Source organism: Butyrivibrio sp. VCB2001 (genome assembly GCF_000423965.1).
In the GTDB taxonomy this organism is placed as follows: domain Bacteria; phylum Bacillota; class Clostridia; order Lachnospirales; family Lachnospiraceae; genus Butyrivibrio.
On the sequence record NZ_AUIZ01000005.1, the window covers coordinates 184,146 to 209,082 of the forward strand.

The window sequence follows — 24,937 nt, forward strand, 5'->3', positions numbered from 1 at the left end:
CTTAAAGCTTATGGGATCTAATCCCTTTTATATAGATCATCAAGTGCATGACGCATATTCTTAAGCGTCGTTATAACCTTGTCGTAATCCATTCTCTTGGGTCCGATGATTCCTACGGTACCCTTCATGCCATCACCAAGCTCGTACGTTGCGGTAACAACGCTGCAGTCCTTCATGGACTGGATCGGTGTCTCGTTTCCGATGTAGACCTGGATTCCGGTCTCTTCATGGTCAGAGGAGAGTGTGTCCTCAACGATACTCGAAAGGTCCTTGGTATCCTCAAAGGTGCTGATGAGCTCGCTGGCCTTGGCCGAATCCGTAAGCTCAGGATACTTAAAGAAGTTCATCGTACCGCTGGTATATATCTGAAGGTCGTCATCTGCTGTTATTGATTCTGCAGCTGCATCGATGACGTTTCCGATGATCTCACTGTGAATTCCGGCTTCCTGCTTGACTGCTGCGATAAGTCCAAGGTTAATGTCCTCTACAGCAAGTCCGTCCAGCCTTGTATTCATGAGAATGTTAAGCTTGAGCATTGTTGCGTCATCAAGTTCCTCTTCAACAGGAATGATCTTGTTCTTAATGACGTTTCCTTCTATGACGATGGTCGCCAGAAGGTGCTCTGCATCAACCTTGGAAATCTGGATGAACTTGAGCTTGTTCTTGCGGATCTGAGGTGCTGAGATCATTGTGGCGTAGTTGGTATCAACCGCAAGGGTCTTGGCCACCTGCTTAAGGAGGTTCTCAAGCTTCTCTTCCTTATCAAGAAGCATCTCCTTCATGTTCTCAACTTCCTGTTCCTTGTCCCTGAGCATCTCATCTACATAGACTCTGTAGCCCTGGTCGGAAGGAATTCTTCCCGCAGAAGTGTGGGGCTGAATTATAAGTCCCATCTCCTCAAGATCTGCCATCTCATTTCTGATGGTGGCTGAACTCAAGTTAAGATCAGTATCCTTGGAAATAGTCCTTGATCCGACAGGCTCTCCTGTCTCAAGGTAGTTCCTTACTATTGCATGTAGTATGGTTCTCTTTCTCTCATCAAGTTCCAAGTCTGTACCCCTTCCTCTGTCTCCGGATTTCATTGAAAGGCTTTTGTTTTGAGTTGTTAGCACTCAACTCATTCGAGTGCTAACATCTTCTCTGTAACATAAAATATCACTCGCGGGAACTAATGTCAACCTTCTAAATGTTAAATATGGATAAAAAAACAGCAGGCACTGAAAGTGTCTGCTGTCTGTAGTCTCATTATATAAGAGAATGATCAAAGATCGATTCTGCCCTGTACCTTGTCATCAACAACGTAGTAAGCTGCATTCTCTTCAGGCTTTACATAAACGCTGAGCTTCTTCATAGCGTCTACATCTCCGCCCATATCGTACTTGTAGTTGTTCTTAGCGTTTGTAACGATTGTATCGTATGTAACGTTTCTGTCACCATACTGAAGAACGATGTTAGTCTTAACTTCTGTTGTTGCTGCTGCCTTCTTAGCTGCAGGCTTCTTAGCTGCTGTAGCTTTCTTAGCAGGTGCTGCCTTCTTTGCAGGTGCTGCTTTCTTTGTCTCAGCCTTCTTGGTTGTAGTAGCTTTCTTAGCTGCAGGCTTCTTAGCCTCAGTCTTCTCAGCTGCCTTCTTAGGCTCAGCCTTCTTAGCAGGTGCTGCCTTCTTTGCTGCAGGCTTCTTAGCTGCTGTAGCCTTCTTTGCAGGTGCCTTCTTCTCTTCTGCCTTTGCAGGAGCTGCCTTAACTTCTGCTGCCTTAACTTCTGCAGCTACAGGTGTCTTGATTGTTGCAACAGGCTTCTCAGCTGCATCAGTCTTCTTGATCTCTGCCATTTTTACATTTCCTCCTCAAAATCATTGTCTGATTTGTTGTAGCTCGTTAAAACAATAAAGCGATTACGAAATAGAGTTTACACTCATTATTCTGCGTTGTCAACGCATTTACAAAGTTTTAAGGACTTTTAATCCTTGATATATGCGGCATAAACAGAAACCAGTGTCAGGGAAAACAGTATTCCCGCGAGTATATCGGTGGCCCAATGCACTCCGGCCAGCATTCTTGCGCATACTCCGACTACCATCAGCACCGCAGCAGCAACAGTCAGTATTCTGACATAGCTCTTTTCGGCAAAGAGTCTTTTCCACGCGATGATGGCACTTCCGAAGACGCTGCAGATGATCAGTACATGGCTTGATGGATACGAGGTCTCAAGCTCAGTCTCTCCGGGCGGAATGATCGGTCTGTAGTTGATCGGGATCTTACTGAAAGCAACATAGATGATCGCAACCACCAGATAAAGCATTCCAAGTCCAAGGATGATCTTTCCCACTTCGGAAATGCTCTTTGTCTGCACAAGTCTTACAACGCCCATAAAAGCGAAGAATGCAACCACCAAAAACGCCAGCACCATCACCAGATCAGATATTTTGTCAAACATTTCATTATATCCCAGAAGATTTGCAACAGCTCCGTTTAATGAAGAAAAACCAACGGATGTGCCTTCCGGACCTATGGCCGCTTTGTCCACAAATGCTGTGAGAACCGAGAATATCACAGTAACCAGTAAAAGACATATCGGCTTTGTCGATGAATTTTTCTCAAACTTCAATTTAAACATCCCCTTTCGGCATTACTTGCCATATTCCTCTTTAACAAATTTTCTGAGGGCAACCATTGCTCTCTCAACCTTTTCGGTATCGATGCAGTAAGCCATTCTGAAGAACCCGGGTGCTCCGAAGCCGTCAGCCGGAACAAATACCAGATCGTACTTTAAAGCTTTTTTACAAAATGCTACTGAATCCTCTTCCAGTGCCTTGGGCATTATATAAAAGGTTCCGCCGGGCTTAACTACTGTAAAGCCAAGCTCAACAAGTGTGTCGTAGATGATGTTCATGTTGGTCTCATAAACTGAGAGATCTGCTGTAAGTGAACATACCTTGGCAACAGCCTGCTGGATTATTGAAGGAGGACAGTTGTGTCCTGTGCCTCTTGAAATCTGCCCGCACATGGGAACGATGACATCCGCACCCTCGCAGGCAGGATTAACTGCAACGTATCCGATACGCTCTCCGGGAAGTGAGAGTGACTTGGAGAATGAATAGCAGCTTAAGGTGTGATCGTAGAACTTTGAAACATAAGGTGAATCAGCACCCTTGAACACGATCTCTCTGTAAGGCTCATCTGAGAGAAGGAAAATGTTGTGACCATACTCTTTTGACTTCTCTCTTAAAATATCAGCAAGTCTCTGAAGTGTAGCAGTTGAATATGCGATACCTGACGGATTGTTAGGTGTGTTTACAAGAACTGCTGCCACGTTCTCATTTATCATCTCCAGGAACTTATCGAAGTTGATCTGAAAAGAGCTTGTATCTGCCGGAACTACACTGAGCTTACAGCCTGCGCCTGTGATGTATGGGCCGTACTCAGGGAAGTATGGTGCAAAAGCAATCATCTCATCCCCGGGCTTGGTCACTGCTCTTACTGCATGCGCAACAGCACCTGCTGCCCCGGTTGTAGGGAAGATGTGCTCCGGACCATAATTCATTCCGAATCTCTGATTCAAAGATTTTGCTATCTCTTCTTTATAAAGAGGGTTTCCAAGACTGGGTGTATAGCCATGAAGTGTCATGGTATCCTCTTCCTGAAGGAGTCTGATCATCTCATCTGTAAACTCCTTGGGAACTTCCACGCTCGGATTTCCCAGACTGAAATCAAATACGTTCTCGTATCCTACTTCTTTTCCCCTGGCAGTTGCATATTCTGAAAGCTCTCTTATTACTGACTTGGCTCCCAGCATGCTCTTGTATTGCTCGTTTATCATAGCCGTTCCTCCTAAATATATATATGGCTGTTTTCACAGACTTAGTCGTAGTATCTGTATGATTATAGCACAATGTTTAACAGTTTACATCATTAAAGTGTCATCATGCGCGTAAGTCTCCAAGCTTCTCAATAAGCGTCTCGGCATCTTCAAGAAGCTGCTTCTCGGCCTTGGTGGGGTTGGTATCCTTCTTGTACTTGTAGACAAATACCGGAATGCCGGTGCTGTGGAAGGCCATGTTTCCCTTGTAGGAGGCGATAAAGCCCGGGATCTTTCCGGGATCTATCTTGGCGCTGGGGCTGATCTTGATCTCGATACTGCCGTTTCCGCCCTTTACTTCCATGATGTAGAGCTCGTGTGCCCTTGCACGTAAAAGAGATATTCGAAGAAGGTTAAGCGCCGTCTCGGGAACTTCACCGAATCTGTCTATGAGCTCGTCCTTCATCTCATCGCATTCTGCCCCGTTCTCTATGCTTGCGATCCTCTTGTAGATCTCAAGCTTCTGATCCTCGTTTAAGATATAGTTGTCAGGAATAAAGGCGCTGACATCAAGATCAATACTTGTGCCGGGCATATCAAGGACTTCCTCGGTATCCTCGCCCTTTCTGATCTTGACCGCTTCACCAAGCATCTTGCAGTAGAGGTCGTAGCCTACTGCTGCCATGTGTCCGCTCTGCTTTTTGCCAAGGAGATTTCCTGCGCCTCTGATTTCAAGGTCCCTCATGGCGATCTTGAATCCACTGCCCAGGTCGGTAAATTCCTTTATGGCTGCAAGTCTCTTTTCCGCGACTTCCTTGAGCATCTTGTCTCTCTTATACATAAGGAAGGCATAGGCAGTCTTGTTGGATCTTCCGACACGCCCCCTTAACTGATAGAGCTGGGAAAGTCCCATCTTATCCGAGTCATGTATGATCATGGTGTTAACGTTGGGGATATCAAGTCCTGTCTCAATAATAGTAGTAGAGACAAGAACATCTATGGTTCCGTCGATGAAGTCGTACATGATCCTCTCAAGCTCCGATTCCTTCATCTGACCGTGAGCAAAGGCAACATTGGCTTCCGGCACAAGCTTCTGAATTCTGGCAGCTGTGTCAGCTATGGTGTTGACTCTGTTGTAAACATAGTAAACCTGTCCGTTTCTCGAGAGCTCTCTGACAATGGCCTCTCTCACCAGCTCGTCGTTGTACTCCATGACATAGGTCTGGATCGGAAGTCTGTCGTTGGGCGCTTCCTCAAGAACGCTCATGTCTCTGATACCAACCAGTGACATGTGAAGAGTTCTGGGGATAGGAGTAGCTGTCAGCGTCAGTACGTCAACATTCTCCTTCATGGTCTTAATCTTTTCCTTGTGGGTTACGCCAAAGCGCTGTTCCTCATCAACAATAAGAAGACCAAGGTCCTTGTATTCAATATCCTTAGACAAGAGCCTATGGGTTCCGATGACAACGTCAACAAGGCCCTTCTTAAGGTCTGTAACCGTCTTTTTCTGCTCGGCCGGTGTCCTGAATCTGGACATGAGATCAACCCTCACCGGGAATGCGCGCATTCTCTCGGAGAAGGTGTTGTAGTGCTGCTGAGCAAGGATAGTTGTGGGCACTAAAACCGCCACCTGCTTGCCGTCCTGAACCGCCTTGAAAGCTGCGCGGATAGCCACTTCTGTCTTTCCAAAGCCAACGTCTCCGCAGACAAGTCTGTCCATGATCCGGCTTGATTCCATATCTTTCTTGGTATCGTCGATGGCAGTGAGCTGATCCTCTGTCTCCTGATAAGGGAAGGCATCCTCAAACTCCTGCTGCCATACAGTGTCTTTTCCGAACTCAAAGCCCACAGCCTGCTGCCTCTTGGCATAGAGCTCCACAAGATCCTGAGCCACCTCTTCAACTGCTGCTCTGACCTTATTCTTGGTGTGGCTCCAGTCGCCGCTTCCAAGCTTGTTGAGCCTTGGCTTGTGAGCGTTCTCATCATCGCCGCCGGATGCGTACTTCTGGATGACAGAAAGACCTGTAGCCAGAACGTAGAGATTTCCGCCACCGCCATATTCAATCTTGATGTAATCCTTGACCACGTGGTCGGTTTCAATCTTCTCGATACCTCTGTAGATACCAAGGCCATGGTCCTCGTGAACAACGTAGTCACCTATCTTAAGGTCAGCAAAGTCGGAGATCTTCTCGCCGCTGTACTGGCTCTTTTTCTTTTTCTTCTTCCTTGTGTGCTCGGTGAAGATATCACTCTCCGCAATGACTGCGAACTTTATGTCAGGATACTCAAAGCCCTTCATTATCCTGCCGTAGTAGGTCATGATCTCGCCGGGCTGCAGAACCCTTCCCGGATCCTCACTGTAGAAGGCACTGACAAGGTTGTCGCGAAGGTCCTCTACTATTCTCTTTGCCCTTGTTCTTGAGCCTGAGAGAATGAGCACCTTGTAGCCTCTCTTTGCATAATTCTTAAGGTCGCTTACCAGAGAATCGAAGCTGTTGTTATAGGCTGCGATACTCCTTGCCTTAATGTCCCAGCTCTTTTCCGGGGAAAAGAGATTTAGAGAAGCCGGCATTGCAAGCGCAGACACCAGGACTCTCCTGCCGTTACCCATTCTTGCTATGCAGTTGTCTATGGGGTAAAGAATGTCCATCTGTCCCGGAAGCACGTAACCCTTTTCAGCTCTGTGGGTCATGCTCTCACGGAACTCCGCTTCAACAGCCATGGCGTGTTCCTGAACGCGCTGTGGCTCGTCGATAAAGATACAGCTCTTGCCCTTGGGGAACATCTCCTGGATGGTGACTGTATCTTCATAGAAATATCTGATATAGCTCTCGAGATTGACTGCTGCCTTTAGTTCAAAGAGCTGTTCCTTGAGCTCCTCAGTCTGCTTCTTAAGCTGATGGGCTTCTGCAGTCTTAAACTCATCTCTTAGAGCTTTTACGACTTTATCTGTATCTTCCTGAATCTTCTCAAATCCCTTTTCAAGCTCCTCATCCTCAAGGATGATCTCGGAGGCCGGGTAGATATCCACGGACTCCAGCTTTTCAAGTGATCTCTGGGAGAGAATGTCAAAGCTTCTTATGGAGTCGATCTCATCGCCCCAGAGCTCGATTCTGAAAGGATTTTCCTCTGTCAGGTCAAAGACATCCACGATATCTCCGCGGATTGAGAACTCACCGGGAGCTTCTACCTGATAGTTTCTGGTATAGCCCATGGTGACTAGCTTTTTGCCGATCTCAACAACGTCTATTGCACTGTGTCTGTCCAGAGAAAGAATGTGATTCTTAATGACTTCGGGCTTAATCTGCGGAGTCATCAGGGCCGCAAAAGTAGTGACCACCGTTACGGGTCTTCCCTCGATGAGCCTTCTCATGCACCTGATTCTCTGCCTTGCGATCTCGTTGCTGTGAACGTCGGCCTGGTAAAAGATCAGATCCTTGGCGGGATATACTGTGACATTTCTGTCGTAAAACTTGTAATCCTCATAGATCTCTTTTGCCCGAAGGTCAGAGTAGGTCACAATGATCCTGTACTTGAAATCAGCACCAAGCCCGTCGATGAAGTGGAGCTTCTGCGAGTCAACGCAGCCTGTTACTTCAGCGCAGGCAAAGGGCTTTTCAAGATACTCATTTATTTCATTAAATTCCTTCAGCTCAGAAAGGGGTGTGGTGATTGCTCTCATTTAACTTTTCCGTTGAATTTGTTCATGGCGCTGTCGGTGCCTTCATCAATGATGCAGGCGACAGCTTCGGCTGCTCTTTCAATACTTTCTTTTATAAGAGTGGCGTCTTCTCCCTCAAAGTGTCCCAGGACCCAGTCCACCATATCCCACTGCTTGGGTTTCTTGCCAACTCCGATGCGGACTCTTGAGAATTCATCGTGCCCAAGCTGAGCTATGATGTTCTTAAGCCCGTTGTGTCCTCCGGCGCTTCCCTTGGGGCGAACTCTTAGGTTCCCCACATCAAGCTCAACATCGTCGGAGATCACGATAAGATTTGTCTTTGAATCTATTTTGAAATAATTACAGATAGGAGCCACTGCCTCACCACTGAGGTTCATGTAGGTCAGGGGCTTAACGAGGATAACTCTCTCGCTTCCTATCCTGCCCTTACCGTAGGCTGCCTTAAACTTGGTCTCTGTAAGACCTATGTTATATTTATCGGACAGGTAATCAATGGTATCAAAACCCACGTTGTGCCTGGTTCCGAAATATTTCTTCTCCGGGTTTCCAAGTCCCACTATAACGAACATATTGCCGTCTTCCTCTTTATTCTTCCCTGCAAATAATGCCTTTAAAAATTCGAACATCCCATCCCCCAGCATAAATCAGGGGACCTAGTAATCTAAGTCCCCTGTTATTATACCCATTATTCACTTTAAGCTATTGTCTGTCAAGCCTCTGCAGGCGCTTCCTCGCCCTCCGGCTCCTCAAGAGATGCCTTGTCGTAAGCCTCAAGTATCTGGCTCTGAAGTACGCCTCTCATGTCTGAGTTGATGGGATGCGCGATGTCACGATACTCTCCATCAGCTGATTTCTTGCTGGGCATTGCAATAAAGAGCCCTCTCTCGCCCTCGATCACTTTGATGTCGTGTACAACGAACTCGTTGTCAAAAGTAACCGAAACCACTGCACGCATCTTGCCCTGCTTTGTAACCTTTCTAACACGAATATCTGTAATCTTCATAGTGTAACCCCCTCTTGATTACAACTCTGTTGCCGAATAACCTTAGATTACGTACCTCTCGTTATTCTCTACGACTACCTTTATTCCATTTTCTTCTTTATAATATGAGTTTGCCTGTATTGTGCCGTGGCTCTCTACAATGCAATTCTCAATATGCGAGTTGTCTCCGATGTATACATCATTCAGAATGATCGAATTCTTGATGTAACAGTTGTTTCCGATAAAGGCGCCCTTGAAGATTACTGAGTCCTCAATGGTTCCGTTTATGATACAACCGCTGGAGATAAGGCCGTTCTTAACGCTTACCCCTACGTTATACTTAGCCGGTGGAAGGTCGGAAACCTTGGTGTAGATACCAGGATACTCACGGAAGAAGTACTGGCGGATCTCAGGCTTTAAGAAGTCCATGTTGGTCCTGTAGTAATCTTCTACGGAAGCGATGTTGCTCCAGTAATCCTTGATCTTGTATCCGTATATTCTCTTCATATCCTTGTACCTTACAAGGATGTCTCTAACGAAGTCGTATCTCTCTTCCTCTTCGGCTCTCTCAATGAGCTCGATGAGCTGTCTTCTTCTGATGACGTAGATACCACAGGAGATGGTGTTGGATCTTGATACAACTGGCTTCTCCTCGAACTCCTCGATACGGCTCTCCTCGTTCATGCGAACGGTTCCGAATCTCTCGGTGTCGATGGTTGCCGGCATATCCTTGCATACAACTGTGATGTCAGCCTGCTTCTGAATGTGGTACTCAAGAAGCTTGCCGTAGTCCATCTTATATACGCAGTCTCCTGAAGTGATAACCACATACGGCTCGTGGCAGCTTCTAAGGAAATCAAGATTCTGTGCAATCGCATCAGCTGTACCTCTGTACCAGAGATTACCTGATGCCTTAACTGCGGGAGTGAATACGTAAAGTCCTCCCTGCTTACGTCCGAAGTCCCACCACTTTGATGAACTTAAGTGTGTGTTAAGACTTCCTGCATTGTACTGTGTAAATACGGCTACTGTCTGGATGTGGGAGTTGGTCATGTTGCTGAGTGCAAAGTCGATACTTCTGTAAAAACCAGCCACCGGCATTGCACAAACCGCTCTTCTCTTGGACAGTTCCTGCATCCTGCTACTGCTGCCGCCTGCTAAAATAATACCAATCGCCCTCATACTTAATCACCTGCCTTATCTAATGTTCTTCCGCTGTCCAGGACTCCGTCCACGTAGTCGTCAGCAGTTGTAACTCCGGAGATCATAGTGTTCTTACCAACCTTTACACCGTCTGGTATAACTGATCTCTCTCCGATAGTGCAGAGACCTTCGCAATAAATTCCGGGCTTGGTCTCATTCTCTTTTTCCTCGAAGGTTCCCAGTATAACGCCGTTTCCGATCTGTGCTCTCTCAGCAATGATAGCTTTCTCAATGCTGCAGTTCTCACCGATCTGAGTCTCGTTCATGATAATGGAATGGCTGACAACCGTTCCCTTACCAATCTTGACGCCGGGTCCTATAACTGAGTTGTAAACCTTACCTTCTATATCGCAGCCTTCGCCGACAATACTTCTCTCAATGGCACTCTCCGGGCCGAGGTACTGTGGCGGCTGAACTCCGCTTGATGTATAGATCTTCCAATACTCTTCATAGAGATTGAACTCAGGCACGATGTCGATGAGCTCCATATTGGCTTCCCAGTAAGATGTAAGAGTTCCTACATCCTTCCAGTATCCGTCGAACTCATAAGCAAATAATGACTGTCCCTGTTCCTTGCAGTAAGGAATGATATGTTTACCAAAGTCCAGTCCTGCCTGATCTTTATTCTTGATAAGCGCATCACGAAGAGCCTTCCATGAGAAGATATAGATACCCATCGAAGCAAGATTGCTACGTGGATGCTCAGGCTTCTCCTCGAAGTCCACAATGCGCTTGTTCTCGTCTGTTATCATGATACCGAATCTGCTGGCCTCTTCCATAGGAACAGGCATAACAGCAATGGTAACGTCAGCACCGCTTGACTTATGGAAATCAAGCATTGTCTCGTAGTCCATCTTATAAATATGGTCACCGGAAAGAATCAGGACATAGTCCGGATTATAGTTTTCCATGTACTCCATATTCTGATAGATTGCGTTTGCAGTTCCTGTGTACCACTCACTGTTCGCACTCTTTTCATACGGAGGAAGAACTGTAACTCCACCGAAGTTACGGTCCAGATCCCACGGTATTCCAATTCCGATATGGGAATTAAGTCTGAGCGGACGATACTGTGTCAGAACGCCGACAGTGTCCACTCCTGAATTGATGCAGTTACTGAGCGGAAAGTCGATGATTCGATATTTTCCCCCAAATGAAACTGCAGGCTTTGCCATCTTAGATGTCAGAACGCCCAGTCTGCTACCTTGCCCACCTGCTAAAAGCATGGCGATCATTTCTTTTTTTATCATGCTCCACCTCGTTGCTAAAAAGATCTTTGTGACTCACCAAATTGCCTTTTTTTCTATATTTTAGTATAGCACAAGAATGCAGTAAAAAAACACGAAAAAGTCTAAATATGATATATAATTAACGTAAACGTTTTCGAATTTTCTGATTTTTGACTTTGCATGAATAAGTGCTAGAATAAAGTAGTTTCTTATTTAATAAAGAAGAGGAAAACTATGTATAAAATTGATTTCAAAAATCCTGAACATATCTATTTTATCGGTATCGGCGGAATCTCAATGAGCGGTCTTGCACAGATCCTTGTGGAGGAAGGCTTTAAGATCTCCGGTTCCGACATGAAAGAGTCCGCTATGACAAGAGCTCTTGAGGACAAGGGCATCAGAATCTTCTACGGACAAAAGGCCGAGAACATCACATCTCTCGGAACCATAAACGCCGTTGTTTACACAGCAGCTGTTCGTCCCGACAATCCGGAATTCGTAGCCGCCAAGAACGCCGGCATTCCAATGCTTACAAGAGCCGAACTCCTCGGACAGATCATGAAAGAGTATGATCTTCCCGTGGCTGTATCAGGAACTCACGGTAAGACCACTACAACCTCAATGCTCTCCAAGATCCTTCTGGAGGCAGAGACAGATCCCACCCTCTCAATCGGCGGAATCTTCAGTGACATAGGCGGAAACATCCGCGTTGGTAAGTCCGAGTACTTCGTAACCGAAGCCTGCGAATACACCAACAGCTTTCTTAGCTTCTTCCCCAAGATCAGCATCATTTCAAACATCGATGCCGATCATCTGGATTTCTTTAAAGACCTTGATGACATCAGGCACTCTTTCAGAAAGTTTGCCGAGCTCCTTCCCGAGGACGGAACTCTTGTTATCAACGGCGAGATCGACAACGTTGAAGAGATCACAGGCGGCCTTAAGTGCAGCATCATAACTTACGGTTCAACCGACGCCTATGACTACTACCCGACAGATATTACCTATGACGATCACGGTAATCCATCCTTCACAGCTCACCTTCCGGGAGGAAAAGAGCTTGCGATCACCCTTTCTGTTCCGGGAATCCACAACGTTTACAACGCACTTTCAGCAATCGCAGTTGCAAACATTCTAAATATAGAAGAGAGCAAAATTGTGTCTGCGCTGGATGCATTTCACGGAACCGGCAGACGATTTGAATACAAGGGTGAGATCGGCGGAGTTACCATAATCGATGACTACGCTCACCATCCAACAGAGATCCGTGCCACATTAACTGCTGCACAGAATTACCCTCACAGCAAGATCTGGTGCGTATTCCAGCCTCATACCTACACCAGGACCAAGGCACTTATGAACGAATTTGCCGAGGCACTTTCTTTGGCAGATCATGTCATCCTTGCCGACATTTATGCAGCAAGAGAAAAAGACAACCTTGGAATAAGCTCACGTACTCTGAGGGATAAGATTGTTGAACTCGGTCACGAATGCAATTATTTTCCTACTACGGAAAACTTTAATGAGATTGAAAAATTTCTTTTGCAAAATTGCACTAAGGGAGATTTGTTGATAACCATGGGAGCGGGAGATGTTGTAAAAATCGGCGATGAGCTCCTTGGAAGGTAAAACTTATCCACATTTCCACCCGGAAAAATATTTTATGTAAACTTTATTCGGTGGATAAAGGTCTGGTCTAGAAACCCTATGCCAGACCTTTTTTATTTAGATTTGTAATAAATAATCCACGTTATCCACATTGTCCACAAAACTTCTTCAAATTAGAAACCCTTGATGTTTACTGGATTTCTTCGTCACTTTTTCCATATCATTTTAAAAATCCCCATGCTATAATCTGAATTGTTCCGAAGAACCAAACAATTCTTTTTCGGATATTTTATGAAGTAGGTGATGAAAGTTTATGATGGGGCGTGTGACGATCAGTTCTAATTGTGGGGAGGATTCTACTTATGTTTCCAACATCTTTATTGACGAATATATGCAGGACGCAAACGATGCGCAGATTAAGATCTACCTCTTTTTACTGCGTATGATGAGTGCGAATTTACCTACCAGTGTTGAGGCTCTGGCAGATAAATTCAACCATACGGAATCGGATGTGATCCGTGCACTTAAATATTGGGAGAAAAAGGGACTTATCAGTCTTGAATACGACACCTCCCAGAACCTTACCGGAATTCATATGGAAGATATCGTAGCTTCTCAGCACAGACGCTACGGCAGAAGAAGGGGCGACAGCGTTCAGAATCCTGTAGCACCACCTAAAGCTGTTAAGAAAGAAGCGACTGATGTTTCAAATCTCCTGTTCATCGCAGAACAGTATTTCGGTAGAACACTTACAAGCACTGAGATGCAGACCATCTGCTACATTCACGATGATCTGGCTTTCTCAGACGACCTTTTGGACTATCTGATGCAGTATTGCGTCGATAATCATAAGAAAGATTTCAGATATATGGAGAAGGTGGCCATCAACTGGAATCAGCAGGGCATCAAAACGCCAAAACAGGCCCGCGCGGAAATCTTTAAACATGACAGCGACTTCATCGCTATCATGAAGGCACTCGGTATGGAAAACTCACCTACTGAGAAGGAGACTAACTTCATTCTCAAGTGGCGTGGGGAGTTGGGATTTTCGATGGATATTATCCTGGAAGCCTGCGACCGCACTGTTATGGCGACACAAAAAGGACGTCTTAAATATTGCGACGCCATTTTACGCAGCTGGCACGAGAAAAAGGTTAAAACAAGGGAGGATATTGCCAAGCTTGATGCCAACTTTACCGCAGATCTTGCCAAGAAGAGATCTAAGGCTTCCATATCATCCATCGATACCAAACTTCGTCTAAGCGAATCATCTATTCGTTCAGGCGTATCCCAGAATCGCTTTAATCAGTTTCAGCAAAACACTTATGATTTTGCCGAGCTCGAGAAAAAGCTTCTGGACAACTAAAGCTCCGACAGATTGGGGAATCAGGTCGGACGACGGTTCATAAGCTCGGCCCTGTACCTTGGCCCGGCGGTGGCACTTAGCCTTCCCTGGAGCACGTACAGGGCCATACTTATGTGTAGTGTAAGGGCTGAAGAATTTACGGTATTGGAGGGATACGGCTGGGATAGTTATATATATCCCCTTTTCTCGGCAAACCGGGCACTCCGATGAGCCCAGGGCATCAATATCTGCGTGCATTGGCACTTGATATTGATTGGTCTCATCTCCGGGTTTGAAATCGAAAAGGGGATATATATAACTACCCCATCCTTACACATCGAATATATGTAAATATGATTCAGACATACATCATATTTGAGTGTGGTTCGAATAAATGTAGGATGTGGTTAATAGATTTCAGATGCATATTATGAGGAGTTAGTGTATGGCGTTAACTAATGCGCAGTATGATGCGATAATGCATGAGTATGAGGAGAGACGGTATCTGCATAGGCAGGAGCAGGAGGAACGGCTTCAGAATGTCTATGAAAGTGTTCCCGGGTATAAGGAGCTGGATGATGAAACGGCTAGTGCCAGTGCGGATTTTGGAAGAAGGCTGCTCTCAGGGGAGAAGCTGGACCGGTCGGTGCTGAAGGAGCAGCTGGCGGAGCTGGCCAGGCAGAAGCAGCTGCTGCTTGTAGAAGCCGGGTACTCAGATGATTATCTGGATATGGGATATACTTGTCCGGATTGTAAGGATACAGGTTATATCAATAATGAGAAGTGCCATTGCTTCAAGCAGAAGATCATTGATACTCTCTATGATAAATCCAACCTGAGAATGCTGGTAAAGAAGGCGAATTTCAGGAATATGAAGGATTCTTATTATAAGGGAGAGGATCTGGTTAAATTTCTGGGGGCGAAAAAAACTGCTGAAGAATTTGTGAATAATTTTGGCACCGACTACCAAAATTTATTTATTTATGGTACAGTTGGTACGGGTAAAAGCTTCTTGTCCATTTGTGTGGCAGATGAAGTTCTTAAAAAAGGCTATTCTGTAATATACTTCAGTTCTATCGGACTGTTCGAGATGATCGCAGAAAACACCTTTGATTACAAGGCCAAGGATGAACTCAGAGCCCTTTATGATGATATCTATAACTGCGAACTTCTGGTTATAGACGATCTTGGTTCCGAGAGGATCACTAACCTGGTTACTTCAGAGCTCTTTGCACTTTTGAACGAGAGGGATAATCGCAAAAAATCAACTATAATTACATCTAATTTATCGCTAGAGGGATTACAACAAGCCTATCAGGACCGAATTTTTTCGAGGGTCACAAGCAATTTCAAATTGCTTAAATTATCAGGTCCTGATATTCGAAACCAAAAGAAGATTGCCCAAAAAGAAAGCGAGGATTTTCACTAATGCCAAGAAAAGAGGAGAAGCGTAATCTGGAGACCATTCCTGTAGGTTCCCTTGGAATGATACCCCTTAAAGGTACAAGGCCACTTGCAGAGAAGGTTGATTACTATCTCGTTAAGTGGAGAGCAGAAAGAGAGAATGAGCATAAAGGCAGCCTGGCATTTACCGGCTATGAGCGTCCTTCCTACATTCTTGAAGCTGAGATTCCCAGATTTGGAACCGGTGAGGCTAAGGGTGTTATCAAGACATCCGTTCGTGGAGATGACCTGTATCTCCTGGTAGATGTATGTAACTATAACGAAACATACAAGTTATTCGGACAGGAAAATCACATGTCCCCTGATGATCACTATCAGGATCTTAAGAGAATCATTGCTGCCGTAGGTGGTAAGGCAAGAAGAATTACCGTTATCATGCCTTTCCTTTACGAGTCAAGACAGCACAAGAGAAGTTCCAGAGAGTCCCTTGACTGTGCTATCGCACTTCAGGAGCTTGTAAACATGGGTGTTGATAACATTATCACCTTTGATGCACATGATGCCCGTGTTCAGAATGCTATTCCTTTAAATGGTTTTGAAACTGTAAGAACAACATATCAGTTCATCAAGGCTCTGCTCAGAAGTGAGTGGGATCTCAAGATCGACTCCGAGCACATGATGGTAATAAGCCCGGATGAAGGTGGTATGAGCCGTGCAATTTATCTTGCCAGCGTCCTTGGTCTTGATGTTGGTATGTTCTATAAAAGACGTGACTATACTCAGGTTGTTGACGGAAGAAACCCTATCGTTTCTCACGAATTCCTGGGTACCAGCGTAGAAGGCAAGTCAGTTATCATCGTTGATGACATGATCTCCTCAGGAGAGAGCATGCTGGATGTAGCAAGAGCCCTCAAGGACAGAAAGGCTTCAAGAATCTATGCATTCTCAACCTTCGGTCTGTTCACCTCAGGTCTTGATGCATTTGACAAGGCTCACGAGGAAGGCCTTATCGACAAGGTATTTACCACAAACCTCATCTATCAGTCACCTGAGCTCCTTTCAAGAGACTGGTATGTAAGCTGTGATATGAGTAAGTACATCGCATACCTCATTGATACACTTAACCACGACGCTTCAATCAGCGACCTTCTTAATCCTGTTGAGCGTATCAACAACATCATTGAGAGATATAACAGTGGAGAGCTTATCGCTTCCATGAAAGCTGAAAAAGCTCAATAATAAAGTCAAAAAAGCCTGATCGTCAGATCAGGCTTTTTATATCCAGTAATTTATCAACTTTTCGATAGAGCTTTTTGGAAAGCTCCTCATCGGGCTGGGTTAAATCCGGAACCATTATAACCTTGCACCCTGCCAGATATGCACTGGTTACTCCGTTTGGAGAATCCTCAACCGCGAAGGTTTCCGACGGGTCAAGCGATAGTTCCTTGCAGGCATAAGCGTATATATCAGGCGCCGGTTTTCCAAGCTTAACCATGTTGGAGCAGATGATCTTGTCAAAGTAATCAAACAGATCTATCTTCTTTAGATATCTCTCAGCCCTCGGATATTCATTGGCAGTTACAAGAGCTGTCAGGACTCCATGTTCCCGAAGCCAGGTCAGTATCTCTTTTGCCCCGGGCTTAAGCGGGATTCCGCCTTCCCTGATCATCTCTTCCACTATCCCTTTTCTGTATTCCCTTACCATCTGATAGTCGAAGTCCTGCCCGAACCACTGCTTGAATCTCTCAGGAGCAAAGGGTCTTCCCAGGGAACGTAGCTCAAGTGGCATCCAGTCCTCTGTCTTGTAGCCAAAGTGCGCAAGCGCCTTTGGCCAGGCTATCTGATAGTATTTCTCTGTATCGGTAAGTGTTCCGTCCAGGTCGAAAAGAACGGCTTTTACAGTCTCTTTTCCCATGGCTTAGAAACCTACATTCTCTCCTACTAATATTACCTGTATCCTTCCCTCGTGCTTGGAGAAACGAGTGATAAGGAACTGGCAGCAGATGGTATCCGGAGACTTGCAGTCCATGCAGGCACCGGTCTTGGCACACGGAGTAGAAAGGCCAAAGCGCTGGGCATTTACAGGTGCTGCCACATTTCTTGCTCTCTTCATGGCACTGTCGAGGTCAGGACAGATCTTGTTCATGCTGATTATGAAAAGAACGTGCTTCGGGCCCTGAGCGATCGCTGAAACTCTGTTGGCATTACCATCGATATTGACAAGGATTCCGTCATCAGTCATGGCATTGGCGCTGGAGATAAAGAAGTCGGCGTCATAGGTATCAAGCATAGCCTGTCTCTTATCTTCCATTGCATCTCTGTCAATAAATCTATAATCTCCTGCCTTAAGAGCATCAACCAGTCCGATCTCATGGGCACTCATTGCACCGCCCATTCCAACACTGCATCCTTCAGGGATGAGTTCAAGCGCCTTCTGAAGCGCTTCTCCCTTGGTTGCTGCATAATATGCCTTCATATTCCTTGACTCAAGTCCTTTGATGACTTTCTGAGCAAAGAGTTCATTTCTTTTCCTGATCATCTCGTGCATATAAATTCCTCCGTCAGCTCTTTTTACTTAGAGCCATACTCGCCTTCAACACCATACTTCTTCATCAGCCTCTTGATAAAGAACGGCTGTAAAAAGAACACCAGAATATATCCCACAATAAATGTGACTGCCAGAGAATGGAAAAACATCGGTCCAAACTCAAGGCCTGCCATTCCGTTACTCTGCTTCATAGCTACGCTGTAAGCAAGTGTTACCATAAGGAAGGTGATTATCGGAGTGTAGATCAGGTTTGAAACAAGGCTCTCAACAAGTCTTGCCTTCATGGTTCCGCGAATTAAGTTAAAGCTCTTGGAAACATCGCCGGCAACTTTTCCTACCGGGATCACAAAACCGATGATAAGGCTTATGATAAGGCTCACCACAAAACTCATTATCCAACCCGGAATGGAGAAATGTCCTGAGGTTGCTGTTCCTACAATTGACAGGAAAAAGCTCATGGTAAATCCCATCAAAAGACTCATATCCCTGTAGATCTTTTTAATCTTATCTCGCATTGATCGTGCTCCTTAAACAGTATTTTTAATGGTTCACTTAAGAGAATTCTACCACGTAACCATGCATACTAACAACAAAAATCCGCAGACAATAAGCTATGTCTGCGGATTTGATGATACATATTTTGTTATTTATCAGCCACCGTTGCTGCCACTCTGGCCGTTCTGACCGTTCTTGCCACCGGGTATTGCAGGCTGCTGGAATGATCCGTCGTACTGATCAGAGGTTTCTCCCTCTTCACCGGCATTTGAATCCTGTCCGCCGTGAGCTGAAGCTGCGTGTCCGAGAGTTACGTCGTACTGCTCTTCCACATACTCTGCACCGTTCTGTCTCATTACCTTGATGGTTACTGTAGTACCTGCAGCGTAGAACTGAAGTCTTGTCTGGAGGTCATCCATTGATGTGATCTCTTCACCATCAAACTCGGTAATAACATCACCCTTCTCGATTCCTGCTGCCTCAGCACCACCGTCTCTTGAAACCTCAGCTACATATACGCCACGAGGAATTCCGTAAGCTGCCTCAACTTCTGCTGTAACACTGACACCTGAGATACCGATGTATCCTCTGTCCTCATCTGAAACCTTGATCTTGGTCTCTTCGTTCATGAGCTTATCAATGATAGGCTGTGCATCTGAAATAGGAATAGCATATCCCATGTCATCTACGTACTGTCCGCCGAGCTTGTTAGAGTTGATACCGATAACTTCGCCCTTAAGGTTGATAAGTGCTCCGCCTGAGTTACCGGGGTTGATGGCTGCATCTGTCTGGATGAATGTTCCTGTAACGCCCTCTTCAACCTCGATCTCACGATTAACCGCTGAGATTACACCGGTTGTAACTGACTGGCCGTAGCCAAGTGCATTACCGATTGCAATTGCCGGCTCGCCGAGCTTAAGTGAATTACTGTCACCAAGAGTTGCGATCTTGATAGCATCTTTTGTCTCTGAGCTGATATCTTCAAGCATTACTGCGATAACCGCAAGGTCTTTATCTGAATCAGTTCCTTTTACAACTGCCTCTACTGTGGCATCATCCGCAAAGATTACTTCCAGGCTGTCAGCACCTTCGATAACGTGGTAGTTGGTTGCGATAAGGAGCTCTGTGTCATTCTCTCCAACAATGAATCCACTGCCTGATGCAGTTGCTTCTTCTGTCTGAACGTATCCGAAGTAGCTTGCTGATGCAGTGTAGTTATTGTGAATCATGACCATTGCAGGCATTACTTCTTCTACTACTGCTGTTACGTCTGTTACAACTCCGAGTGATGTCTCGGAAACGGTTGTTGTTGAAATTGAGCTGTCAGAGTCTGAGCTTTCTGAAGTCTTATCTGTTTCTGCCTCTTCCTTCTGAGTCTCCGGAACTTCCTCTTTTACTTCCTCTTCAGTATTCTCTACCAAAGCCTCTTTTCCCGGAACCGGAAGTCCAAATCTGTCTGCCACCTGTGTGTAAGCAAAGCCCACACCACCGACTATAAGAGCAAGTATGCAGACTGCTGCGATAACCTTAGCCGCTGTATGTTTCTTCTTACCGCCGTTTGCAGGAGGTGTTACAGGGGGCTGGCTGTTTGCATTGTACTGGTAAGTACCGTAGGTTGGGTGTCCGTTCTGATTGTAGTTGTAGCTGTTTTGTCCATAAGAATAATTATTGCTGTAACTATTGTTATAGCTGCTGTTGTAATTACTGTAAGGACCATTGTTTGTTGCTTGGGATGTATTAGCATTCCACTGGCTGTAGCTTGAAGAGCCTGTGGACTGTTGACCATTCTTGTCATCTTCGTACATATTGGTGAACCTTCCTTTCTTTTGATGGCTTTAGTATAGATTCAATCTGTGACAAAAATGTGTTTTATTTCTTATATAAAAATTAATAATCTTCTTCCAAAATTTGAATTTCCATATAGTCAAAAGAGACTTCTTCAATGAAAGAATCCGCAGTAAATCTGCATTTGTCGTGAAGCTGAAAGTCCTTGACGGTGTTATCAAGCCATATAGGTTTGGAGAGATCCATTTCATAACATGCCTTCTCCAAAGAGTTCATTACCTTATGAGTTCTTGTATCAATTGTGTCGTCGCATATCGTAGTATCTCTAAGGAGATGGTTGTCCTTAAAAAGCTTTACCCAAAGTCTAAACATAAATTACTCCCACAATGTCTTTTTTCTTACATTATAAAAGCCGGCAGTCATTTTGACTACCGGCTCCTTAATTCCAATCAGTATTTATCAGTCTTCATATCCGTTTGGATTCTGGCTCTGCCATCTCCAGGAATCAGCACACATCTCTTTGATTCCGTTCTCTGCCTTCCAGCCGAGCTCTTTCTCTGCCTTGTCAGCCTTAGCATAGCAGGTTGCGATATCGCCGGGACGTCTGTCCTTGATCTCATAAGGGATCTTAACACCTGTTGCCTCTTCGAAGTTCTTGACGATGTCTAAAACGCTGTAGCCAACGCCTGTTCCGAGGTTATAGATATTAAGTCCGCTTCCGGGAGCAAGCTTTGCAAGTGCCTTAACGTGGCCCTTTGCAAGGTCAACTACGTGGATGTAGTCACGCACGCCTGTGCCGTCGGGAGTGTCATAGTCATTACCGAAAATTCCAAGCTTAGGAAGCTTGCCAACAGCAACCTGTGTGATATATGGCATGAGGTTGTTAGGAATTCCGTTGGGGTTCTCACCAATGGTTCCGCTCTTGTGAGCTCCGATAGGATTGAAGTATCTAAGAAGAACTACATTCCACTCATTATCTGCCTTCTGGATATCGGAAAGAATCTGCTCGAGCATTGACTTGGTCCATCCGTAAGGATTGGTGCACTGTCCCTTAGGGCAGTCCTCTGTGATTGGCACGAATGCCGGATTTCCATATACTGTAGCGGATGATGAGAAGATGATGTTCTTGCAGTTATGCTTTCTCATTACATCCACAAGTGTAAGTGTTCCTGTAATATTGTTATCGTAGTATTCCCATGGTTTCTGGACAGACTCTCCAACCGCCTTAAGTCCTGCGAAATGGATTACACTGTCAATCTTCTCTGCGGAAAAGATCTTTTCCAGAGCCTGTCTGTCTCTGATATCAGCCTCATAAAACGGAACTTTCTTGCCGGTAAGAGCTTCTACTCTATCAAGACTCTTTCTGCTTGCATTGGCAAGGTTGTCCATTACAACAACGTCTTCTCCTGCGTTCTGAAGTTCAACTACTGTGTGTGAACCGATATAGCCTGCGCCACCTGTTACAAGAATTGCCATACGTTACCTCTTTTCTAAGATGCTTATTTGTTTACTATGGTTGAATTGTAAGGCTCTGCGCCTTTTAAATCAATAAACTTATGTTGGGACAATCAGTCGAAATGTTAACTGGTCGAAACTATCAAAGCTCGATTCCGTTTAACTTGCAAAGCTCTCTTGCTGATTCAACTGAGTCTACACCCTCTTTGTTCTTGATAGGAGCAAACTCTTTTTCTCTTATAACCTCATAAGGAAGGCAGGTAGGAAGCTCGTGGATCATATCAAGAACCAGCTGCTCGAACTTGCATCCGTTTGGAGATTCAGGCTTAACAAGGTTTGCGTTCTCATCGATGTATGGGATCTTCTTCTCAACTACGTGAAGAGGAAGTGTCTTTTTCGCAATCTCATAAAGGTCATTCTCGTTGAAGAGATAGTTGAGGATAACGCCGTAGTTGTAAGCAGGATCGCCGTTCTCGTCCTTGGCGTCCATCATCTCCTGAGAGAGCTCATAGTACTCAACGATAGAAGGCTTGCCATCCTCAAGGCACATAACTCCAACCTTCTCATCGGGAGCGTTCTTGCGAACAACCTTAGCACCGCAGCTTACGCCTGCTGTAAGTGTTGCACCTACAAAGCAAGGATCTGCGATTCTCTGAAGTACGTTATCTACAGCGAAGATGTCGATCCACTCGATGCCCTCTTTCTGAATGAGGTCACGAAGTCCGGCCTTAAGCATTGATGCATACCATCCGGCATTTCCGTTAGGCGATGTGGAGATTCTTCCCTTGCCCTCCATGTAAACTTTGCCGTTGTAGTCAGATGCCGGAGCCATATCCTGCTTGAAGAATGTGATCTTCTCCTCAGGGTATCCAAAGAAGTTGTGCTCCTTAAGGAAGTTTATTGTAGCGTCGTTGTTCTTCTCACTTGTCATGATGAAGAGTCTGATGTATGCGCCGTCAGCCTGCTTAACTGTATCAAGAAGGTTCTCGATAATTCTCTGGAAGATGAATACAGGCTTTGTAAGTCCTATGTCATACATTCCCTTAGGGTTGTCGCTGCCAAGTCTTGTTCCCATTCCACCTGCAAGGAGACAAGCTGCAACCTTTCCTTCCTTGAGTGCCTTGATTCCTGCTGCAGCGAACTCATCTTTTCTTCTCTCTATCTCTGAAACCTGCATAGCTGCCAGAGGGCTGAACTGTCCTCTTCCCTCGCTCTTACCGAGGTTCTTGCAGTTCTCAAGGACAGCGAAATCTGTCTCATCTATCTGTGTGAGAAGATCCTTCTTCTCTGTATCTGAAAGTTCATCATAATATTTAAGGACATGCTCTTGTCCAAAGGTTTCCAGTTTCTTCTTAGCTTCTTCTAAATTCATTTCTCTCTCCTAATCTCTTTTACAATAAGTTTCCTATTTACTATTGTTTTTGGACCTCATATATCATACTACAAAACCGTATTACCTAAAAGCTGTATTTCGCACAAAAAAGAGGGCTGATAACTCAGCCCTCTCATGCTTTTGCCTAATTATTTGCAATCAATGAGTCAATTTGAAACGTCCCCGGTGACTCAAAATGAGTCAATCTGAAACGTCCCCGGTGACTCATCAGCCGCCCTGTGCGGGAGCTGCAGCTGCAGGATCTGCAGGAGCAGGAAGCGGAGTTCCGGGTGTCCAGCCGGCGGGATCTACAAGGAGACCGTTCTTGTCGAAGGTGCAGTTCACACCATCGAGAGGTACTGTAACCTTAACCAGCATTCTTCCGTTGTTGCCGTCAAAGAATCTCCAGCCGTCGGGCTGCTGTACCCAGCCAACAACCTGGTGTCCGTCTGCAGGATCAAGGTAGTAAACGCCGTCCTTGAGAGAAGCCATTCCAACTACCATCTTGCCGTCTGCACCGAAGTAGTAGCTTGCGCCGTCAATGGCATTCCAGCCTGTAACCATCTTGCCGTCAGGTCCGAAGTAATATCTGTTTGCAACATCGCCTGACCAGCCGGTGAACATAACACCGTCAGCGCCAAACATGTAGTTGGCCTTATCAATTGTCTGAAGTCCGACTACTGCTGCATTTCCGGGTCCGAAGTAATATCTCTGGCCCTGCTCATTAGCCCACCAGCCGCTGAGTGCGATACCGTCAGCACCGAACATGTAAAGGCCGGTCTCAAGTGCATGCATACCTGTGAGCATAAGTCCGTTGGCATCAAAGAGATAGAGCTTGTCGCCGATCTGTGTAAGACCTGTGTGCATTACATACTGCTCATCGAAGTAGCGAATGCCGTCCTCGAGCTGTAAGAATCCTCTCTGGCAAACGCCGTCTGCATTGGCATAATACACTGTTCCACCCAGGTTCAAAAGACCTGTGCATCTCTGGCCGTTCTCGTTGAAGTAGAAACGTGCTCCGTCTATATCGGCAAAGCCTGTAAGTGCAAGGCCTCCCTGATTAGGATCGAGGTAGTAGATTCCGCTCTCATCCTGGAACCATCCGGTCTGGATAAATCCGTTGGGATCCGCGTGATATCTCTGGCCGCTAAGATTGATCCAGCCATACTGTTTGCGGTAGTTGTGGTAGTAGTAAACGTGTCCGCCCCAGCTGTTGAAGCCCTCAGGAATGATCCTTGAGAAGTAGTCAACATAGAGGTGGTTAACATCTACTCTTGTAGGGATTCCCGCGTATGTAGCGTGGGAGCTTGACTGCCACATTGCATAGTCGCCGGGATAATCGCAGAAGGAATTGTACTGTGCAACCCATCTTGCTGATGATACTACAGGCATTCTTCCCATGAACCAGTTTCTGCTTGCATATACCATTGGCTCGTAACCGGCTGCATTTATGATTCCGCAGAAAGTATCAGCAATAGCCTGAAGCTGTGCTGCGTTAAGACCCTTCTGACAGGAGTCCTCAATATCAATTGCGATGGGGAATGTTACTGTGTAAGGTGCGATCCATGCCAAAACCTGATTGGCCTCGGCTGCTGCAGCTTCCGGTGTTGTTGCGTAGGAATAAATGTAGATACCTGTGCGCACTCCGGCTGCATTTGCACCATTGATGTTGTTGATGAACTGCTCATCAAGGCCCTTCTTGGTTGTGCCGACTCTTATCATGGCAAACCTTACGCCCTGAGAAGCTACCTGGCCCCAGTTGATTCCGCCCTGATACTTGGAGACGTCGATTCCGACTGCCACCTCAGGACCTACAGCCTTGGTCTTAATGGCTGTCCCGGGACAAACAAGTAAAAGTGCCAGCATGCCCACGAGCATTCCGGCAGAAACAATGATTCTCTTCAAACTTTTTTTCATACCTCTACCCCGTTTTTTACATATTTCTTAACATTTATTATAAGTGAAAAATGTACCCAAGGCAATTAAAACAGTCCCGTAATTGTGGGCGGTTTTATGGTATTATATTGTTGTAAA

The 24,937-nt window shown here is 45.6% G+C and carries 21 protein-coding genes; 4 read left to right on the forward strand and 17 right to left on the reverse strand.

Annotated elements, in window-relative coordinates; all coding sequences use genetic code 11:
- Window positions 1–17: 17 nt before the first annotated feature.
- From hrcA to G589_RS0107950, 9 genes are all read right to left on the reverse strand, one after another.
- Window positions 18–1,082: a heat-inducible transcriptional repressor HrcA gene (hrcA, locus tag G589_RS0107910; RefSeq protein WP_026520045.1), complete on the reverse strand. Its 1,065-nt coding sequence runs from the start codon at window positions 1,080–1,082 to the stop codon at window positions 18–20.
- A 179-nt stretch (window positions 1,083–1,261) separates the two neighbouring features.
- Entirely contained in the window at window positions 1,262–1,828 is a 567-nt protein-coding gene (locus G589_RS0107915) for a DUF6465 family protein (protein ID WP_051192253.1), read from the reverse strand.
- Between the two features lie 128 nt (window positions 1,829–1,956).
- On the reverse strand, window positions 1,957–2,604 hold the full coding sequence (locus G589_RS0107920; protein ID WP_026521730.1) for a phosphatase PAP2 family protein: 648 nt from the start codon (window positions 2,602–2,604) through the stop codon (window positions 1,957–1,959).
- 21 nt (window positions 2,605–2,625) lie between these two features.
- Entirely contained in the window at window positions 2,626–3,816 is a 1,191-nt protein-coding gene (locus G589_RS0107925; protein ID WP_026521731.1) for a pyridoxal phosphate-dependent aminotransferase, read from the reverse strand.
- 103 nt (window positions 3,817–3,919) lie between these two features.
- The gene (gene mfd, locus G589_RS0107930) at window positions 3,920–7,477 is read right to left on the reverse strand and encodes a transcription-repair coupling factor (protein ID WP_026521732.1); all 3,558 of its coding nucleotides are present in this window, start codon (window positions 7,475–7,477) and stop codon (window positions 3,920–3,922) included.
- Complete coding sequence (gene pth / locus G589_RS0107935; protein ID WP_304412572.1) at window positions 7,474–8,103, reverse strand: aminoacyl-tRNA hydrolase; 630 nt, start codon at window positions 8,101–8,103, stop codon at window positions 7,474–7,476. The genes mfd and pth overlap by 4 nt, the downstream gene beginning before the upstream one ends.
- Window positions 8,104–8,186: 83 nt before the next feature.
- A complete protein-coding gene (gene spoVG, locus G589_RS0107940; protein WP_022768026.1) occupies window positions 8,187–8,480 on the reverse strand; it encodes a septation regulator SpoVG in 294 nt (97 codons plus the stop codon).
- Between the two features lie 42 nt (window positions 8,481–8,522).
- Window positions 8,523–9,641, reverse strand: a complete 1,119-nt coding sequence (glgD, locus tag G589_RS0107945; RefSeq protein ID WP_026521734.1) for a glucose-1-phosphate adenylyltransferase subunit GlgD — start codon at window positions 9,639–9,641, stop codon at window positions 8,523–8,525.
- Window positions 9,642–9,643: 2 nt separating this feature from the next.
- Entirely contained in the window at window positions 9,644–10,912 is a 1,269-nt protein-coding gene (locus G589_RS0107950; RefSeq protein WP_022768024.1) for a glucose-1-phosphate adenylyltransferase, read from the reverse strand.
- Window positions 10,913–11,125: 213 nt separating this feature from the next.
- Between G589_RS0107950 and murC the strand changes: the two genes are divergently transcribed.
- The 4 genes from murC (at window position 11,126) to G589_RS0107970 (ending at window position 16,487) form a co-directional block, all read left to right on the forward strand.
- Window positions 11,126–12,520 (forward strand): UDP-N-acetylmuramate--L-alanine ligase, encoded by a 1,395-nt coding sequence (murC, locus tag G589_RS0107955; protein WP_026521735.1) that lies wholly within the window; start codon window positions 11,126–11,128, stop codon window positions 12,518–12,520.
- A 292-nt stretch (window positions 12,521–12,812) separates the two neighbouring features.
- Window positions 12,813–13,865, forward strand: coding sequence for a DnaD domain protein (locus tag G589_RS0107960; RefSeq protein WP_051192254.1), 1,053 nt, complete (start codon window positions 12,813–12,815; stop codon window positions 13,863–13,865).
- Window positions 13,866–14,289: 424 nt separating this feature from the next.
- Complete coding sequence (locus tag G589_RS0107965) at window positions 14,290–15,273, forward strand: ATP-binding protein (protein ID WP_026521737.1); 984 nt, start codon at window positions 14,290–14,292, stop codon at window positions 15,271–15,273.
- Complete coding sequence (locus tag G589_RS0107970; RefSeq protein ID WP_026520034.1) at window positions 15,273–16,487, forward strand: ribose-phosphate pyrophosphokinase; 1,215 nt, start codon at window positions 15,273–15,275, stop codon at window positions 16,485–16,487. The genes G589_RS0107965 and G589_RS0107970 overlap by 1 nt, the downstream gene beginning before the upstream one ends.
- 22 nt (window positions 16,488–16,509) lie before the next feature.
- On the opposite strand, the gene G589_RS0107975 is transcribed toward G589_RS0107970, so the two are convergent.
- The 8 genes from G589_RS0107975 to G589_RS0108010 all read right to left on the reverse strand — a co-directional run bounded on the left by G589_RS0107975 (window position 16,510) and on the right by G589_RS0108010 (window position 24,820).
- The gene (locus G589_RS0107975; RefSeq protein WP_026521738.1) at window positions 16,510–17,163 is read right to left on the reverse strand and encodes an HAD family hydrolase; all 654 of its coding nucleotides are present in this window, start codon (window positions 17,161–17,163) and stop codon (window positions 16,510–16,512) included.
- Between the two features lie 3 nt (window positions 17,164–17,166).
- The gene (locus G589_RS0107980) at window positions 17,167–17,796 is read right to left on the reverse strand and encodes a lactate utilization protein (RefSeq protein WP_022768018.1); all 630 of its coding nucleotides are present in this window, start codon (window positions 17,794–17,796) and stop codon (window positions 17,167–17,169) included.
- A 23-nt stretch (window positions 17,797–17,819) separates the two neighbouring features.
- A complete protein-coding gene (locus G589_RS0107985; protein WP_026521739.1) occupies window positions 17,820–18,311 on the reverse strand; it encodes a hypothetical protein in 492 nt (163 codons plus the stop codon).
- Window positions 18,312–18,446: 135 nt separating this feature from the next.
- Complete coding sequence (locus G589_RS21620) at window positions 18,447–20,096, reverse strand: S1C family serine protease (RefSeq protein WP_081668975.1); 1,650 nt, start codon at window positions 20,094–20,096, stop codon at window positions 18,447–18,449.
- Between the two features lie 82 nt (window positions 20,097–20,178).
- Window positions 20,179–20,448: a hypothetical protein gene (locus G589_RS0107995; protein WP_026521740.1), complete on the reverse strand. Its 270-nt coding sequence runs from the start codon at window positions 20,446–20,448 to the stop codon at window positions 20,179–20,181.
- 87 nt (window positions 20,449–20,535) lie between these two features.
- Window positions 20,536–21,552, reverse strand: a complete 1,017-nt coding sequence (gene galE / locus G589_RS0108000) for a UDP-glucose 4-epimerase GalE (protein ID WP_026521741.1) — start codon at window positions 21,550–21,552, stop codon at window positions 20,536–20,538.
- A gap of 121 nt (window positions 21,553–21,673) precedes the next feature.
- A complete protein-coding gene (locus G589_RS0108005) occupies window positions 21,674–22,903 on the reverse strand; it encodes a UTP--glucose-1-phosphate uridylyltransferase (RefSeq protein WP_026521742.1) in 1,230 nt (409 codons plus the stop codon).
- Window positions 22,904–23,131: 228 nt separating this feature from the next.
- Complete coding sequence (locus G589_RS0108010) at window positions 23,132–24,820, reverse strand: GH25 family lysozyme (RefSeq protein WP_026521743.1); 1,689 nt, start codon at window positions 24,818–24,820, stop codon at window positions 23,132–23,134.
- Between the last annotated feature and the right edge of the window lie 117 nt (window positions 24,821–24,937).